The organism is Kitasatospora sp. P5_F3, from assembly GCF_054049135.1.
Genome location: NZ_JBFUMY010000007.1, coordinates 115,106 through 131,084 on the forward strand (window position 1 = coordinate 115,106; position 15,979 = coordinate 131,084).

11 protein-coding genes and 1 pseudogene are annotated in these 15,979 nt (G+C 74.0%); 4 read left to right on the forward strand and 8 right to left on the reverse strand.

Translation table 11 applies throughout. From position 1 onward, the window contains the following. Positions 1–306 precede the first annotated feature (306 nt). Positions 307–972, forward strand: a complete 666-nt coding sequence (locus ACXJMZ_RS05455; RefSeq protein WP_457028843.1) for a hypothetical protein — start codon at positions 307–309, stop codon at positions 970–972. Positions 973–985: 13 nt separating this feature from the next. Here the strand turns inward: ACXJMZ_RS05455 and ACXJMZ_RS05460 are convergent, their stop codons facing one another. Continuing rightward, positions 986–2,356: a cell division protein PerM gene (locus ACXJMZ_RS05460; RefSeq protein WP_457028844.1), complete on the reverse strand. Its 1,371-nt coding sequence runs from the start codon at positions 2,354–2,356 to the stop codon at positions 986–988. A 114-nt stretch (positions 2,357–2,470) separates the two neighbouring features. Here ACXJMZ_RS05460 and ACXJMZ_RS05465 point away from each other — a divergent pair, with 114 nt between their 5' ends. Next, positions 2,471–3,928, forward strand: a complete 1,458-nt coding sequence (locus ACXJMZ_RS05465; RefSeq protein ID WP_457028845.1) for a LuxR C-terminal-related transcriptional regulator — start codon at positions 2,471–2,473, stop codon at positions 3,926–3,928. 115 nt (positions 3,929–4,043) lie between these two features. Here the strand turns inward: ACXJMZ_RS05465 and sucD are convergent, their stop codons facing one another. The 5 genes and pseudogenes from sucD to ACXJMZ_RS05490 form a co-directional block, all read right to left on the reverse strand. After that, positions 4,044–4,928 (reverse strand): succinate--CoA ligase subunit alpha, encoded by an 885-nt coding sequence (sucD, locus tag ACXJMZ_RS05470; RefSeq protein ID WP_457028846.1) that lies wholly within the window; start codon positions 4,926–4,928, stop codon positions 4,044–4,046. Between the two features lie 16 nt (positions 4,929–4,944). After that, the gene (gene sucC, locus ACXJMZ_RS05475) at positions 4,945–6,117 is read right to left on the reverse strand and encodes an ADP-forming succinate--CoA ligase subunit beta (protein WP_457028847.1); all 1,173 of its coding nucleotides are present in this window, start codon (positions 6,115–6,117) and stop codon (positions 4,945–4,947) included. Positions 6,118–6,500: 383 nt separating this feature from the next. After that, the gene (locus tag ACXJMZ_RS05480) at positions 6,501–7,685 is read right to left on the reverse strand and encodes a VWA domain-containing protein (RefSeq protein WP_457028848.1); all 1,185 of its coding nucleotides are present in this window, start codon (positions 7,683–7,685) and stop codon (positions 6,501–6,503) included. Beyond that, positions 7,682–10,053 (reverse strand): annotated as a pseudogene (locus tag ACXJMZ_RS05485) (DUF5682 family protein). The gene ACXJMZ_RS05480 and the pseudogene ACXJMZ_RS05485 overlap by 4 nt, the downstream one beginning before the upstream one ends. Before the next feature lie 54 nt (positions 10,054–10,107). After that, positions 10,108–11,217, reverse strand: coding sequence for an ATP-binding protein (locus ACXJMZ_RS05490; RefSeq protein WP_457028849.1), 1,110 nt, complete (start codon positions 11,215–11,217; stop codon positions 10,108–10,110). Positions 11,218–11,465: 248 nt separating this feature from the next. Between ACXJMZ_RS05490 and ACXJMZ_RS05495 the strand changes: the two genes are divergently transcribed. Further along, positions 11,466–12,764, forward strand: coding sequence for an SWIM zinc finger family protein (locus ACXJMZ_RS05495; protein ID WP_457028850.1), 1,299 nt, complete (start codon positions 11,466–11,468; stop codon positions 12,762–12,764). A gap of 232 nt (positions 12,765–12,996) precedes the next feature. Beyond that, positions 12,997–14,562, forward strand: a complete 1,566-nt coding sequence (locus ACXJMZ_RS05500) for a DUF5691 domain-containing protein (RefSeq protein ID WP_457028851.1) — start codon at positions 12,997–12,999, stop codon at positions 14,560–14,562. A gap of 11 nt (positions 14,563–14,573) precedes the next feature. On the opposite strand, the gene ACXJMZ_RS05505 is transcribed toward ACXJMZ_RS05500, so the two are convergent. Both ACXJMZ_RS05505 and ACXJMZ_RS05510 read right to left on the reverse strand, forming a co-directional pair. Further along, positions 14,574–14,981, reverse strand: a complete 408-nt coding sequence (locus ACXJMZ_RS05505; RefSeq protein ID WP_057231203.1) for a cobalamin B12-binding domain-containing protein — start codon at positions 14,979–14,981, stop codon at positions 14,574–14,576. A gap of 171 nt (positions 14,982–15,152) precedes the next feature. Continuing rightward, on the reverse strand, positions 15,153–15,971 hold the full coding sequence (locus ACXJMZ_RS05510; RefSeq protein ID WP_457028852.1) for a LysR family transcriptional regulator: 819 nt from the start codon (positions 15,969–15,971) through the stop codon (positions 15,153–15,155). Between the last annotated feature and the right edge of the window lie 8 nt (positions 15,972–15,979).

The window sequence follows — 15,979 nt, forward strand, 5'->3', positions numbered from 1 at the left end:
TACATCCACCGTCGGTGGGGCCACTACGGGCGGCGCCAGGTCGCGTCGGGAGGCGGCGGGGCTGCTCCGAACTGCTGACCGTCACCACGATAACGGCTGGTCGGAGGCCTCCTGTAACCCGACAGCAACGCTACGCGCGTAGTTGAGGCGTGGGCCACACCCGGGGCTGCGGTCCGGGTCGGAAGCGGCATCCGGAACCGCCCCGGAACGCCACGCGATCCGGGTTCGCGATACCCGTGTGAATCTCGTACACCCCTGCGGGATCATTGAGCGAGCCCGACCACACGACGAAGGATTGGCTGACCGATGAGCAGCGGCGACAACACCGGCGAGCGCAACCCCTTCGCGCCGCCGCCGGCGGATGCCCCCGACCAGCCCTGGCAGCCGCGCGCCCCGCAGCCGCCGCACGGCTCCTCCGACGGCTCCTCCGCCGGGTCCGGTGATTCCGGTGACTCCGGCGACGGGTCGTCGGAGCAGGACGACCGCCCGCAGGTGCCGCCGCCGCACCCGTGGAGCCCCGGCTACCAGGGCGGGTGGTCGCCCCAGCAGCCGCCCGCCGCACCGAAGTTCGACCCGAACGACCCGGTCCAGCGGCGCTCCCGGTACGCGCTGAGCGCGGGCATGGGCAGCCTGTTCTGCGTCGTGCTCGGCGCGCCGTACGTGGCGCTGCTGCTCGGCGCGCTGGCCGTGTACTGGGGCATCGGTGCGCTGCGCGCGCCCCGTTCGAAGTCCACCGAGGGCACCCCCGCCCAGCACGGCCCGCAGCCGGTCCGGCCGCAGACCCCGGCCGCGATCGGCGGGCTGGTCACGGGTGGGGTGACCATCCTGTTCGTGTTGGCCTCGCTCGGCGTCACGCTGTACTACCAGGACTACGTGAGCTGCGTCAGCGAGGCGCTCACCACCCAGGCCCGGGACAGCTGCGACAACCTGGCCCCGGACTTCCTGGTCAACCTGTACAACCAGAACCGCTGACCGAGGTCTCCGCTCAGGTATCCGTCCGCCGGGGTGGCAGGTGGTCGGCCGCCCAGGTCAGGCCCTGCCCGGCGGCCCGCCGGGCCCGGCAGAACTGACGGCCGGTCAGGTCGATCCACCAGGCCGGCGGGGCCACCCACCAGCGGGCCAGCAGCGCGCCGGGCACGGTGACCAGGGCCAGCCAGGCCGCCGCCATCGGGGCGACCAGCCACGGCACCGGGCCCAGCTCCGCCATCCTGGCATCGGCCAGTGCGCCGCCCGCGAGCCAGGCGCAGGCTCCCGCGCCGAGCCCGGCCAGCAGTGAACTGCCCACGGCCGACGCAGCGATGGCCACCGGATGCCAGCGGGCCTCCGCCGCCGCCCGGCCGAGCAGCAGTGCCGGGACCAGCCCGGCCAGCAGAGGCAGCGCGCAGACCACCGGCCACCAGGGCGCCCCGCCGGTCTCCGGGAGCAGGGCGAAGAGCGGGAAGTCCGGCACCGGCCCGACCCGGGCACCGGTCGGCGCCACCACCGTCCCGCTGCCCACGGCGAAGCCGGGGCCGAGCGCGTACGAGGCCGCCCAGAGCACGGCGTTGGGCACCAGCAGCAAGCAGGCCAGGGTCAGCCCGCCGACGGTGGAGGGCCCGCCACCGTACCCGGCTGCCGACCGGCCGGCCGCTCCCAGGCCGAGCAGCACGGTCACGGCCAGCACCACGCCGCCCGCTGCCAGCAGTCCGAAGCCGCCTGCGGCGGCGGCCCGGCCGGTCACCGGACCGCCCCCGGTCGGCCTGGCCCAGCCGGGCACCCGGGCCCAGCCAGGCGTACGGGCCCATGCGGGTGCCCGGGCCCAGTCCGGTGCCCGGTCCAGCCACCGTCCGGGCCGTGCCGACCACCCGCCGACCGCCGACCAGAGCCCCGCCCCGACCGAACCGGCCACCAGCACCGCGACCGCCACCAGGTCGAGCAGCGGGACGGCCCGCAGCGCACCCGCGCCGGAGCACTCGGCGACCGCGCCCAGCGCGACCGACAGGTACCCGGCGCACACCGCCAACGGCGCGCGCCAGTGCAGGCGTTCGCGCCCGCCGAGGCGCCGGCCGGTGCGGACCAGCAGCACGACGGTGAACAGCGTGAGCAGCAGCGGGGTCAGCGTCAGCGGGGCCTGGGCCACCCCCCTGGTCAGCGGGGCGCCGTGGCCGAGCAGCCAGAGCGCACAGGCCAGCCGCCCGGCACCGGCGGCGGTGTCGTCCGCGTACGGGGTGAGCACCCAGAGGGCGAGTACGGGGACGGCCACCACCGCCAGGGTGAGCAGCGCTGCCCGGACACCGGTGAGCAGGTCGGCGAGGAACGGGCGGACTCCCAGTTCGCCCGGCAGGCCCAGGATCGGACGGCCCATCAGCTGAGTCATGGGCCTCATGCTCCCAAGATCACCCGTTATGCCCCGTGAAGAGGCGAAGCTCCGCCGTGTCCCGGATTATCTGTTTATGTGTCTACTTTCAGCCCGCCTGCCCCGGGCGGTGCGGTGACCTCACCTTCACCTGCACCCGCACGCCCGCACGCCGATCCCACCCAACTGCTGCGGCTGCTGACACCTCGTGAGACCCAGGCCCTCGCCCTGTTGGCGACCGGCCTGGACACCCGGGCGATCGCCGAACAGCTCGGCATCTCCCCCGGCACCGCCCGCACCCACCTGCACCGGGCGATGCGCAAGCTCGGCGTACGCACCCGCGAGGAGGCCACCGCCCTCGCCGGCCGGCTCTCCGCCGCCCCGGTCACCCACCCGGCGCCCGCTGCCGTAGCGGCCGGGCCGCTCCCGGTGACCGAGCCCCGCCCCGCGAGCTTCGAGGAACTCTGTTCACTCACCCACACCCGGCTGGTGCAGCAGACCTTCCTGCTCACCGCCTGCCGTCACCGTGCCGTGCACGCGGTGCACCTGGCCCTGTCGGCCGCCGGGCGCCGCTGGGCCGAGGTGTCCGGGCTGCCGGACCCGGAGGGCTGGGTCCGGGAGTACGCCTTCGAGACCGCCCAGGCGGTCTGGCACCGGGGCGGGCCCCGCCGGGCGCACCTGCTCAGGCTGCCGCACCGTCAGATCCGGGTGCACCCGCCGTCCGACCCTCCACCGCGCCCCGACCTGCCGCCGCGTCCCGACCAGGGCCGGCTGACACCGCGCGACCGTGATCTGCTCAAGGCCCTCAAGCGGCTGACCCGGCCGCAGCGCCGAGCGCTGGTGCTGCACGACGCACTCGGGCTGCCCGCCGTCCGGGTGGCCGCCGAGGTGCAGTCCAGCACCGCCGCCGCGACCGGACGCGTCCTCAGCGCCCGGGCCGCACTGGCCCGGACGGTCCCCGCCCTGGTAGGCCCGGACCCGGCTGATCCGGAGTTCGGCCCCCGCCTGGGCGCCCTGCTGCACCAGGCCGCGGTACGCGGCTGCCCCTCGCCCCGACCGCCCTCCGCGCGACTGCTCAAGGCCCGGGGCCGGACCCGGGCTGGTCTGGCCACCGCGGCCGCCGGAGCGGTCACCCTGGCGATGGCGGCCGCGATCGTGGCGACGCTGACCGGCAACGGTCCGTCAGAACTGTTCCGCCCTGCCGAGCTGGGCCCCGGCCAGGTCTGCTCGACCGCCACCAGCGGCAGCGCGGGGCCGGCTATCCCGAGCCCCGGCGGTGGGGCCTGGCCGGGGCTGCGCAGTCACTGGTGCGGCCCGACCCCTGGGCAGCCCATACCTCGCGGCCCCGCTCCGGCTGCCGCTCCTGCCACTGCTCCGACCGCTGCCCCGACGACGGCTGCGGCTGCCGCTGCCGCTGCACGGCCGACCGGCCAGGGGCTCCGGCCGGTGGCCACGCCGCCCGCTGCGCCGCCACTGCCATCGCTGCCGGTCACCGTCCCGCCCGTGCCCTGCCCCACTCTGCGGCTCTGCCCGGGTACGCCGGGTACGCCGGGTACGGCCGTCGCGCTCCGAACGGAGCTGCCGGTCCGCTGAGCCCGGCGACCCGGACCAGGAACGCCAGGAGTGCTCCGGGCCGAGCCGCCTGACGGAACGCCGGAGGCCCCMCACCCGAGATCGGGTGGGGGGCCTCCGTGGCGAATGCCGAGCCTTACTTGGCGATCAGCTCACGGGCCAGGCGAGCGGTCTCGGACGGCGTCTTGCCGACCTTGACACCGGCGGCCTCAAGGGCCTCCTTCTTCGCCTGGGCGGTGCCCGAGGAGCCCGAGACGATGGCGCCGGCGTGGCCCATGGTCTTGCCCTCCGGGGCGGTGAAGCCCGCGACGTAGCCGACGACCGGCTTGGTGACGTGCTCGGCGATGTAGGCCGCCGCACGCTCCTCGGCGTCGCCGCCGATCTCGCCGATCATGACGATGATCTTGGTCTCCGGGTCCGCCTCGAACGCCGCGAGGGCGTCGATGTGCGTGGTGCCGATGACCGGGTCGCCGCCGATGCCCACGGCCGAGGAGAAGCCGAGGTCACGCAGCTCGTACATGAGCTGGTAGGTCAGGGTGCCCGACTTGGAGACCAGACCGATCGGACCGGTGGTGGTGATGTCCGCCGGGATGATGCCCGCGTTGGACTGTCCGGGCGAGATCAGGCCGGGGCAGTTCGGGCCGATGATCCGGGTCTTGTTGCCCTTGGCACCGGCGTACGCCCAGAAGGCGGCCGAGTCGTGGACCGGGACACCCTCGGTGATGACGACCGCGAGGCCGATCTCGGCGTCGATCGCCTCGACGACGGCGTCCTTGGTGAACTTCGGCGGCACGAAGATGACGGTGACATCGGCACCGGTCTTCTCGATCGCCTCGGCGACGGAGCCGAAGACGGGCACCTCGGTGCCGTCGACGTCAACCGTGGTGCCGGCCTTGCGCGGGTTCACGCCACCGACGATCTGGGTGCCCGAGGCGAGCATCCGGCGGGTGTGCTTCATACCCTCGGAGCCGGTCATGCCCTGGACGATGACCTTGCTGTCCTTCGTGAGGAAGATAGCCATGATGTAGTCCTCTTCCTTACTTGTTGGCCAGCTCGGCGGCGCGGGCAGCCGCACCGTCCATGGTGTCCACCTGCTGCACCAGCGGGTGGTTGGCGTCGGTCAGGATCTTGCGACCCAGCTCGGCGTTGTTGCCGTCGAGGCGGACGACCAGCGGCTTGGTGACCGCCTCGCCCTTCTCCTCGAGCAGCGCGAGCGCCTGCACGATGCCGTTGGCGACCGCGTCGCACGCGGTGATGCCGCCGAAGACGTTGACGAAGACCGACTTGACGTCGGGGTCGCCCAGGATGATCTCCAGGCCGTTCGCCATCACCTCGGCGGAGGCGCCGCCACCGATGTCGAGGAAGTTGGCGGGCTTGACGCCGCCGTGCTCCTCGCCGGCGTACGCGACCACGTCGAGGGTGCTCATGACGAGACCCGCGCCGTTGCCGATGATGCCGACCTCGCCGTCGAGCTTGACGTAGTTGAGGCCCTTGGCCTTCGCCGCCGCCTCGAGCGGGTTGGCGGCGGCCTTGTCCTCGAGCTCGGCGTGGTGCGGCTGACGGAACTCGGCGTTCTCGTCCAGCGAGACCTTGCCGTCGAGCGCGATGATCTTGCCGTCACCGGACTTGATCAGCGGGTTGACCTCGACGAGGAGCGCGTCCTCGGCGATGAAGACCTTCCAGAGCTTCACCAGCACGTCGGCGACCTGGTCGGCGATCTCGGCCGGGAACTTCGCCGCAGCGACGATCTCGGCGGCCTTCTCCGGGGTGCAGCCCTCGTTGGCGTCGACGGGGATCTTGGCGAGCGCGTCGGGGTTCTCCTCCGCGACGACCTCGATCTCCACGCCGCCCTCGACGCTGGCCATGGCCAGGAAGGTGCGGTTGGTGCGGTCCAGCAGGAAGGAGACGTAGTACTCCTCCTTGATGTCCGCGGTCTGAGCCAGCATCACCTTGTTGACGGTGTGGCCCTTGATGTCCATACCGAGGATCGCCTCGGCCTTGGCGACTGCGTCGGCCGGGTCGGCGGCGAGCTTGACGCCGCCGGCCTTGCCTCGGCCACCGACCTTCACCTGAGCCTTGACGACGGCGCGTCCGCCGAAACGCTCGGCGATGGCGCGAGCGGCTTCGGGGGTCTCGATGACGTCCCCGTCAAGCACGGGTACACCGTGCTTGGCGAAGAGGTCCCTCGCCTGGTACTCGAACAGGTCCACGTGTGTTCGTCCTTGTTCGTGGTCGCGGATTGTGTCTCTACGAGCGTGCCACGGCAGGATCTTCGCTGCGGGTCGTCGAGGCTGGGCGGGTACGCAGAGATACGGCCTTGCGGCCCACACAGCCACGGGCGCACACGTCAACCAACACGCGCGTCACGTCCGTGTGGCAGGTTATCCCCGGACGACGGGCGTGTTTCGCCCGGGGCCCGGTCGGCTTTGGTGAGAACCGTCACAACGGGTGCCTCCGGGCGCGCCGCCCGCCCAGCTCACCACCCGTACGCGGGCCCGGTGAGGCCGTCGGAAGGTCGGGCCCGGCCGTCGCACGTCCGGGTGAATCGGCCTCAACACTCCGTCAGCTCCCTGTCTGCTCCGCTCACCTGTCGTCAGCTCTCCGGGATCGGCAGCGGGCGGCGTTCGATCGCGGCGGCCATGATCTCCGGGAAGGCGTCCGGTGTGCAGGCGAAGGCGGGCGCCCCGAGCGCGGCCAGCGCGGCGGCGTGCGCGTGGTCGTAGGCCGGGGCTCCCTCGTCGGAGAGTGCGAGCAGCGCGACGAACTGAACGCCCGACGCCTTCATCGCGGCCACCCGCTTGAGCATCTCGTCCCGGATACCGCCCTCGTAGAGGTCGCTGATCAGCACCACCACGGTGTCGGCCGGCCGGGTGATCCGGGACTGGCAGTACGCCAGCGCCCGGTTGATGTCGGTGCCGCCGCCGAGCTGGGTGGCGAACAGCACGTCCACCGGATCGGTGAGCTGCTCGGTCAGGTCCACCACCGAGGTGTCGAAGACCACCAGCCGGGTGGACAGGCTCTTCATCGAGGCCAGCACCGCGCCGAACACCGCCGAGTGCACCACCGAGGGCGCCATCGAGCCCGACTGGTCGACGCAGAGGATCACCTCCTTCTTCACCGCGCGCTGCGCCCGGGCGTAGCCGACCAGCCGCTCGGGCACCACGGTGCGGTACTCGGGCAGGTAGTTGGTCAGGTTGGCCCGGATGGTGCGACCCCAGTCGATGTCCTGGTGGCGGGGGCGGTTGACCTTGGCACTGCGGTCGAGTGCGCCGCCGAGGGTGGTCCTGGTCCGGTCGGCGAGCCTGCGCTCCAGGTCGGCGACCACCTTGCCGACCACCGCCCGGGCGGTCTCCCTGGTGGTCTCGGGCAGAGCGTGCTTGAGCGAGAGCAGGGTGCCGACCAGGTGCACGTCCGGCTCGACGGCCTCCAGCATCTCCGGCTCCAGCAGCAGCCGCTCCAGCCCGAGGCGGGTGATCGCGTCCTGCTGCATCACCTGCACCACCGAGGTCGGGAAGTACTCCCGGATGTCGCCGAGCCAGCGGGCCACCTGCGGGGCGGAGCCGCCGAGACCGGCCGTCCTGGTCCCGCTGGACCGACCGCCGGGGCCTGCTGCCTCGGCGCCCCGGTAGAGCGCCGCGAGTGCGCCGTCCATCGCGGCGTCCCGGCCGGTGAGGGTGCAGCCGGTGCCGTCGGAGTCGCCACCGAGCACCAGGCGCCAGCGGCGGAGCCGGTCCTGCTCGGGGGTGTCGGGGCCGGGGGCGAACTGAGTGGTGGTCATCCGGCACTCCTGCGGTCGGTCTGACGGGGGATCCGGGCCACGGGGGTGGCAGGGGTACTGTCCGGGCTCAGCCCCAGCAGCAGGGTGAGCACCGGCAGGGCGGCGTCGGCGCGTTCGTCGTCCAGCTCGGCGGGCGGCGCGGCCGAGCTGGATCCGGCGGCGGTGCTGCCCAGGGCACCGGCCGCGACCCGCTCGCCGACGGTGCGGCGGACCCCGGCCTCCAGGGCGGCGAACGTGCGCCGCAGCAGCGGCAGGACGTCGGTGAACGCCTCGGCGGGCACCCCGCTCAGCCAGCGGTCGAGCAGGCCGAGCAGTGCCGGGTCGTGCAGCAGCAGTACGCCGCTGCCCGCCAGGAAGCCCTCCACCCAGCCCGCGGTGTCGGCCGGCTGATTGCCGTGCGAGAGAGCCAGGCCGAGCCGCTGCCCGGCCTCCTCGGAGTCGATCCGCCCACCGTCCAGCAGCAGCCGGGTGGCCCGGCCCCGGAGCAACCCGGGCACGCCGGCTCCTGCCTGCGCCGGGGGCTGACGCCGCGCCAGCGAGCGCAGCGTGGCCGCCCAGCGCTCGCCCAGCGAGTCGGCCGACGAGCCGGCGGGCGCCGCCGCCCGGGGCGGCTCGTCCGTCTCCAGCAGGCCGATCGCGGCGTGCACACTCTCCAGATGGCCGCGCAGGGCGGCCGCCTGCTCCGCGTCCAACCCGACGCAGGCGGGCGGGAGCCCGACGCAGATCCGGTCGGCGAGGCCCCGGGCGACACCCTCCAGGGCCGCGCTGTCGGTCCCTCGGACGTCGCCGTACCGCAGCGCCCGGACCAGTGCCGGGAGCGCCTCGGCGAGCTGGGCCACGTCGGTGTCGAGGGCGGCCCGGTCGGCGAGGGCCCGCATCACGGCGGGCAGAGCGGCCGGCAGCCCGGCCAGCAGGCAGTGCTCGACCAGCTCGGTGAGCTGTGGCAGGGCGGTCGCCCGGGCGGCCCGCTCGACCGCGCGGCCGGKGGCGGCCGCCTCGACCGTGGTGCCCCACTGGGCCGCCACCGCGATCCGGACCGCGAACTCCGGCTGCCAGCGCAGCCGCCAGCTCTCCCGGAAGGTGCCGGTCGAGTTGACGGTCGAGCGGGCCGGGCTGCCCCAGTCGATGCCGAGCAGCCGCAGCCGGTGCAGCAGCAGCGAGCGGGCGGTGTCGTTCTCCTTCCGGAGGTCGAGGTCGAGCTCGCGCGGATCCGGCTCGGGTCTGAGCCGCAGGCTGCGCTGAAGCCTGGTCAGATCCCGCTGGAGCGGCACCGTCGGCGCCGACTCCGGGACCTCGCCGAGCGCGTCGCCGACCACCAACCGGTCCTGCACCAGCGCGAGGGCCACCTCCGAGCCGTCGCACATCACGGACCGGACCGCGTCCAGCGTCTCGGCCAGCCCGGCCAGCGGGCGGCCGCGCATCGCGGCGAGCGTCTCGGCCAGCCGGACCGCCTCGATCACGTGTGCCGAGGAGACCGGGTGGTCCTCGGCCCGCAGCAGCTCGGCGACCCTGGTCATCCAGTGCGCCAGGGCCCGCGACCCGCCGCCCGAACTCCCGCCGCCCGAACTCCCCTCGCCCGAAGCACCGTTGGTGAACAGGTGGTGGTACCAGCCGGGCGAGTCGATGCCCGCGCCGTAGCCGGTGTGCTGGGAGAGCCTGCGGTGCGTCCAGGGCACCCAGGTGATCTCCGTCCGCACCTTCTTCGGCAGCTCGGCCAGCAGCGCCCGGTCGTGCGCCACGGTCGGCATGGTGCTCAGCGCCGGGACGTGCCAGGCACCGCAGACCACCGCGATCCGGACGTACTTGGCGCGCCGGGCGGCCCGGACCGCCTGGCGCATGTACGCCTCGCGCAGCTCGTCCCGGCGGCTGGTGGCGGCCCGCTCGCGCAGTGCCGTCATCGCCTCGGCGACGGCGGCGAACGGGGCCAGCGCGTCGGCCCCCGGGTCGGCGGACGGGGCGCGGTGCTCGACCACGTCCTCCCACCAGCTCTCGGAGTCGGCGTGACCGGCCGCAGCGGCCAGCTGCCCGATCGGATCGTGCGGCAACTCGCCATCGCCATCGGGGGCTTCGGGCGCCCGGCCATCGGGTGCGGAAGTGCCCCCCGGCACTTCATCGCCACCCACTCCGGGGAGAAGGCTGCGAACGGCCAGAACGCCGCCTGCGCCGGGTCGTCCACCGCGTGGGCCAGCAGGGCGACCGGCGGCACCATGCCGGGCTCGGCCGCCAGGCCGACCACGGCGTCCGCCTCGGGCGGGCCCTCGATCAGCACCACGTCCGGCCGCAGCCGCTCCAACGCGGCGGCCACCGCCCGGGCCGAACCCGGGCCGTGGTGCCGGATGCCCAGCAACGTCACCGCTGCGTCGCTCATACCGTGCTCCCCTCGAACGAGTCGTCTACTGCCTGTGGCTCAACCAGGCGTCGGTCAGCGGGAGTTCTCCCGGCTGGCGCGGTAGAAGTCCTTCCAGCCGTCCCGCTCGCGGAGCACGCCCTCGACGTACTCCTGCCAGATCACCCGGTCGGTGGCCGGGTCGCGCAGGACGGCACCCGCGACACCGGAGACCACGTCACTCGCCCGGAGCACGCCGTCGCCGAAGTGGGCGGCCAGGGCCAGACCGTTGGTAACCACCGATATCGCCTCGGCGGTGGAGAGCGTGCCGCTGGGCGTCTTCACCTTCGTCCGGCCGTCGGTGGTCACGCCGTCCCGCAGCTCGCGGAAGACGGTCACCACCCGGCGGATCTCCTCCGCGCCCTCGGGCAGCGCGGGCAGGTCGAGCGAGCGGCCGAGCTGGCCGACCCGGCGGGTGACGATGTCGACCTCCTCCTCCAGCGAGCCCGGCAGCGGCAGGACCACCGTGTTGAACCGGCGGCGCAGCGCGCTGGACAGCTCGTTGACCCCCCGGTCGCGGTCGTTCGCCGTGGCGATCAGGTTGAAGCCGCGCACCGCCTGGGTCTCCAGACCGAGCTCGGGGATCGGCAGGGTCTTCTCCGAGAGGATGGTGATCAGGCTGTCCTGCACGTCGGCCGGAATACGGGTCAGCTCCTCGACCCGGGCGATCTGGCCGTCCGCCATCGCCCGCATGATCGGGGACGGCACCAGGGCGGCCCGGCTGGGGCCGTTGGCCAGCAACTGGGCGTAGTTCCACCCGTACCTGACCGCCTCCTCGGGCGTCCCCGCGGTGCCCTGCACCAGCAGCGTCGAGTCACCGCTGACGGCGGCGGCGAGGTGCTCGGAGACCCAGGTCTTGGCGGTGCCGGGGACGCCGAGCAGGAGCAGCGCCCGGTCGGTGGCCAGCGTGGTGACGGCGACCTCGACGATCCGGCGCGGGCCGACGTACTTGGGCGTGATCACCGTGCCGTCGGGCAGCGTGCCGCCCAGCAGGTAGGTGGCGACCGCCCAGGGCGAGAGCAGCCAGCGCTCGGGGCGCGGCCGGTCGTCCTGCGCGGCGAGGGCGGCGAGCTCGGCGGCAAAGGCGTCCTCGGCGTGCTCGCGGAGCACCTCGCTGGTCTCGGGGGCACTCGTGCGAGTGGTCATCAGGGCTCCTTCGGATCGGCCGCGGGGCAGGCTCAAGGGCAGAGCTGTGGCAGGGAATGGAGAAGTCGGGGTGACTGGGCGCAGGCGTCTTACCAGTGAGGACAGGCTCCGGAATCGGACATCCGTTCCCGGGCTGCGAGAACAACCATGCACCTCGGGACTGACAATGCGAGCCCCAGGAGTGACAGATCATCAGTTCGAGTGAACGACCCGCTCGATTGTCAGTGCCCCCTCCTAGCGTCATCGGCATGGAGGAACGCTGGAGCACCGAACACGTCCTGTCCCTCGCCCCCGACCAGCCGTCCCGCAAGGCCGCGGGCAAGCTGTCCGCCGCCACCCCCTGGTCCGTGACCGGCCAGGGCGAGGGCGCACTCTGGGGCCTGTGCGCGGGCAGCGGGAGCACGCCGTACCGAACGGTCGTCGAGCTCACCACGCCCGCCTACAAGTGCAGTTGCCCCAGCCGGAAGTTCCCGTGCAAGCACGCGCTGGGCCTGTTGCTGCTCTGGAGCGGCAGCGAGGCGGTCCCCGCGGCCACCCCGCCCGACTGGGTCGCCGAGTGGCTGAACAGCCGTCAGCAGACCGCCACCCGCCGGGCCGCGGCCGCCACCGCGACCGCCCCGGCCGATCCGGTCGCTGCCGCCCGCCGGGCCGCCCGCCGCACCACCCGGATCGCGGCCGGCGCAGCCGAGCTGCGGCTCCGGCTAGCCGACCGGGTCCGGCACGGCCTGGCCGACGAACCGCCCGGCGACTGGGACGAGGTGGCGGCTCGGATGGTCGACGCCCAGGCACCCAGACTCGCCGCCCAGGTCCGGGAGTTGAGCCACCTGCCGAGCGAGCAGCGACTGGCCGAGTACGCACTGCTGCACCTGCTGGCGGGCGCGGTCGGCCGGGCCGACCAGCTGCCCGAGGAGCTCGCCGCCACCGTCCGCAACCGGGTCGGCGTCCCCGCCGACACCGCCGAGCTGCTGTCCGGGCCGACGGTCCGGGACCGCTGGCTGGTGCTCGGCTCCCGGGACACCGCCGACGACCGGCTGACCACCCGCCGGATCTGGCTCCGCGGCGCCAAGACCGGCCGCCCCGCCCTGCTGCTCGCCTTCGGCGGCCCGGGCCGGGCCCCCGAGCTCGCCCTCCCCGTCGGCCGGCTGCTGGAGGCCGAGCTCGCCTTCCACCCCGGCGTCCGCCCGTTGCGGGCCGTGCTCGGCACCCGGTACGGCGAGCCGGAGCCGGACGCCTCGGTGCCCGACGGAGTGACGGCTGGGGAGGCGGTGGCCGAGTACGGCCGGGCGGTCGCCGAAGACCCCTGGGTGGATTCCTGGCCGACCGTGCTCTCCGGCGTCGTCCCCGTCCTCGGCAGCGACGGCTGGCGCCTGACGGACGGTCGGCACAGCCTCCCCGTCCGCACCGGCAGCTGCCCCGAGCCCGCCCTCTGGCGCCTCGCCGCCGTCTCCGCGGGCCACCCCCTCACCGTCTTCGGCGAATCCGGCCACCGCGGCTTCGCCCCGATCACCGCCTGGCCCACCAACGGCCGGGCCACACCGCTCACTTAGGCACCCGGCCAAGTGGCACACGCCAGGGGCTCGGGGAACTGCGACGCCGGCCTCAGGAACGTGATCGCCGCGTGATTGGCCAGGCACTTTCGCTTGAACCCGCACGCCAGGCATCGCCATCCGCGCCCGGGGTTGACCACACCCACACCTTGACCTCGCCCCGTGGCCGGCGTCGCAGTTCCCCGAGCCCCTGACTTCCGAGCCGTGTGCCCTGACTACTACGGAGTCCTCGATGACCGTCACCGACGCCTGGCAGGAGCTGCACACCACCGCCCTGCTCGGCACCGACCGCCGCCCTCTGCCGCCCACCCCGACCGGCCCGGCCGCCGAGGTGGACCGGTCCGACCCGGCCACCGCGCTGCTCGATCTGGCCGCGCTGGAGACCGTCCGCCGCCGCGCCGGCGCCCGCCCGGAGCCGGCGGTCCAGCCGCCCGCCCCGGCCGCCGAAGACACCCGGCCTGAGCCCCCGTCAGCAGCCGTCCGTCGGCTGACCGTCCTGCTCGGCGGCCACCACACCGGCACCGCCAACCTGGGCGAGCTGCTCCCGCAGTGGCTCGCCGCCGCCCGCCGGTATGACTACCGGGCCCCGGCGGCGGCCGTCCCGGCGCTGCTGGACGCCGCCCGGGCGCGCAGCGAGCTGCGCCCCGACGTGGTGGCCCTCGCCGGTCCGCTCGGCCGCTGGCTCGCCGGGCAGAATCCGGACTGGAAGTACGTCCACCGCACCGCCACCGAGCAGCCGGCCGCCGAGCCCGACGAACAGCTCTGGCTGGAGGGCCTGTTCGCCGAGCGGGTCACCCTGATCTCCCGGCTGCGTCGGACCGAGCCGACCGCCGCGCTGGAGCTGCTGCGCGGCACCTGGTCCACCGAGCGCGCCGAGGACCGGCTGCTTTTCCTGGACGCCCTGCACGAAGGCCTGTCCCTCGCCGACGAGAGCTTCCTGGAGACGACCCTCACCGACCGGAGCAAGAACGTCCGGGCCACCGCCGCCGAGCTGCTCTCCACTCTCCCGGAATCGGCCCTGGCCGTCCGGATGGCGGAGCGCGCCCGGGCCGCCGTGCGCCTGGAGGAAGCAACCAGCCGACTGACCGTCAGCCCACCCCTGGAGTGCGACGCCGGAATGCAGCGGGACGGCATACCGCTCAAGTCGCCCACCGGCCGGGGGCAGCGGGCCTGGTGGTTCGGTGAGGTGATCGCCGCCGCGCCGCTCGCGCACTGGACGACGGAGACCGGGCTGACCCCGGAGCAGCTGCTCCGACTGCCCGTCAGCGACACCGACCCGGCCGGTCCTGACTGGGCCGAGGACCTGCACGAGGCCTGGGCCCGCGCGGCGGTCCGTCAGCAGCACGCCGGCTGGGCCCGCGCCCTGCTCGGTCCGGCTCCCCGGCGCACCGGCAACCTACCGGCACGTACGGCAGGTAAGCCCTCGCCGGGCGCACCGGCCCGGCTGCTCGCGGTCCTGCCGGAGTCCGAACGGGCCGCCTGGACGGCCGCGTTCATCCAGACCCACGGGCTCGGCGAGGCGTTCCAACTGCTCGGCGCCTGCGCCACGCCCTGGACCCCGCCGCTGAGCACCGCGGTGGTCGCGGCGCTGGAGCGGGCCGCCGCCTCGGGAGCGTACCCGTGGAGCCACAGCGGGGTGCTCGGCATGACCGAGCGCGCCCTTGCGCCCGAAACCGCACCCGCAGTCGCCGCCCTGGCCGCCGACGCGACGCCGAACTCGGCCTGGGCGGACACCCTGGCCCGGCTCGCCGAGACGCTCCGGTTCCGGGCCGTCATGCTCGCCGAACTGGCGGGCTGACCGACGACCGATCAGCTGGCGACGCGGAGGTTCGCCTCGACCCAGGCGACCACGTCGCGGGTCGGGGTGCCCGGGGTGAAGATGTCCGCGACCCCGATCCGCTTGAGCTCGATGATGTCGGCCTCCGGGATGATCCCGCCGCAGAAGACCTTGATGTCCGCCGCGTCCCGCTCCTTGAGCAGCTCGATCACCCGGGCGCAGAGCGTCATGTGAGCGCCCGACAGGATGGACAGGCCGATCCCGTCCGCGTCCTCCTGGATCGCGGTGTCGACGACCTGCTCGGGCGTCTGGTGCAGGCCGGTGTAAATGACCTCCATACCGGCGTCCCGCAGGGCGCGCGCAATCACCTTGGCGCCCCGGTCGTGACCGTCAAGCCCCGGCTTGGCGACGACCACACGGATCGGCCCTGACACACCCATGACTGCCTCCTGGACCACGTCGTCCCACCACCAGCGGCCGACCTGATCGGACGCACGTGGTTAACCACTGATAACGAATCTGAGGGGAGGTTAGCGCTCCCGGGGCCCGTTGGCGGATTCCCCTCCCCAGAGGAGGGGAAAATCACAACATCCACGGGCCCCGACACCCCCTCAGCCAGGCACGCCGAGCAGCTCCCGCATGACCTCCTCGAAGAGCCGGACCCGGGCGGTCGCCCCGTCCGCCCGCCAGTGCAGCCGCCACTCCAGCGGCTCGGCACCGTCGAGCCGCACGTACCCGACATCCGGCCGCGGGTGGTACCGGCGGACGTGCGCCCCCACCGGGAAGACCCCCTGCCCGGCCCCCACCAGCGTCAGTGCCTCCTGCAGGGACGTCTCGGCCGCCAGCAGCCGGAGCTCGCCGAGCTCCGCCACCGAGACCGACTCCCGCCCCGCCAGCCGGTGCCCACCCGGCACCGCCAGCAGCTGCGCCTCGGTCACCAGCACCGGCCCCGCCACCAGGCCCTCCACCGACGACGCCAGCGGCAGGCAGGTCAGCACCAGCTCCACCTCCCCCGTCAGCAGCCATGCCGCCGCGTCGCCGGGCTGCACCTCCCGGATCACCACTTCGCACTCGGGCTGCCGCTTCCTGCACAACTCGGCCGCATCGACCAGCAGTTGACCGCCCGGCGTCCCGGTGAAGCCGACCCGCAGCACCCCGCTGAAGCCCCGCCCCGCGTTGACCGCCCGCGCGAGCCCCGCCTCGATCAGGTCCCGGGCGGGCCGCAGATCCTGCTCCAACCGGAGCCCGATCGCGGTCAGTTCCACCCGCCGGCTGGTCCGCCGGAACAGCAGCGCCCCCACCCTGCGCTCCAGTGCGCCGATCGTCTGGCTCACCCGCGCCGTGGAGAGGTGCATCCGCTCGGCGGTGCGACCGAAGTGCAACTCCTCGGCCAGGGTCAGGAAGATCTCCAACTCGTGCCGTTCCAGCATGTCCCTCC

Coding starts and splice junctions, on each gene's coding strand:
- ACXJMZ_RS05455 (WP_457028843.1), top strand. CDS start 307: ATGAGCAGCGGCGACAACACCGGCGAGCGCAACCCCTTCGCGCCGCCG.
- ACXJMZ_RS05460 (WP_457028844.1), bottom strand. CDS start 2,356: ATGACTCAGCTGATGGGCCGTCCGATCCTGGGCCTGCCGGGCGAACTG.
- sucD (WP_457028846.1), bottom strand. CDS start 4,928: ATGGCTATCTTCCTCACGAAGGACAGCAAGGTCATCGTCCAGGGCATG.
- ACXJMZ_RS05480 (WP_457028848.1), bottom strand. CDS start 7,685: ATGACCACCACTCAGTTCGCCCCCGGCCCCGACACCCCCGAGCAGGAC.
- ACXJMZ_RS05490 (WP_457028849.1), bottom strand. CDS start 11,217: ATGACCACTCGCACGAGTGCCCCCGAGACCAGCGAGGTGCTCCGCGAG.
- ACXJMZ_RS05495 (WP_457028850.1), top strand. CDS start 11,466: ATGGAGGAACGCTGGAGCACCGAACACGTCCTGTCCCTCGCCCCCGAC.
- ACXJMZ_RS05500 (WP_457028851.1), top strand. CDS start 12,997: ATGACCGTCACCGACGCCTGGCAGGAGCTGCACACCACCGCCCTGCTC.
- ACXJMZ_RS05505 (WP_057231203.1), bottom strand. CDS start 14,981: ATGGGTGTGTCAGGGCCGATCCGTGTGGTCGTCGCCAAGCCGGGGCTT.
- ACXJMZ_RS05510 (WP_457028852.1), bottom strand. CDS start 15,971: ATGCTGGAACGGCACGAGTTGGAGATCTTCCTGACCCTGGCCGAGGAG.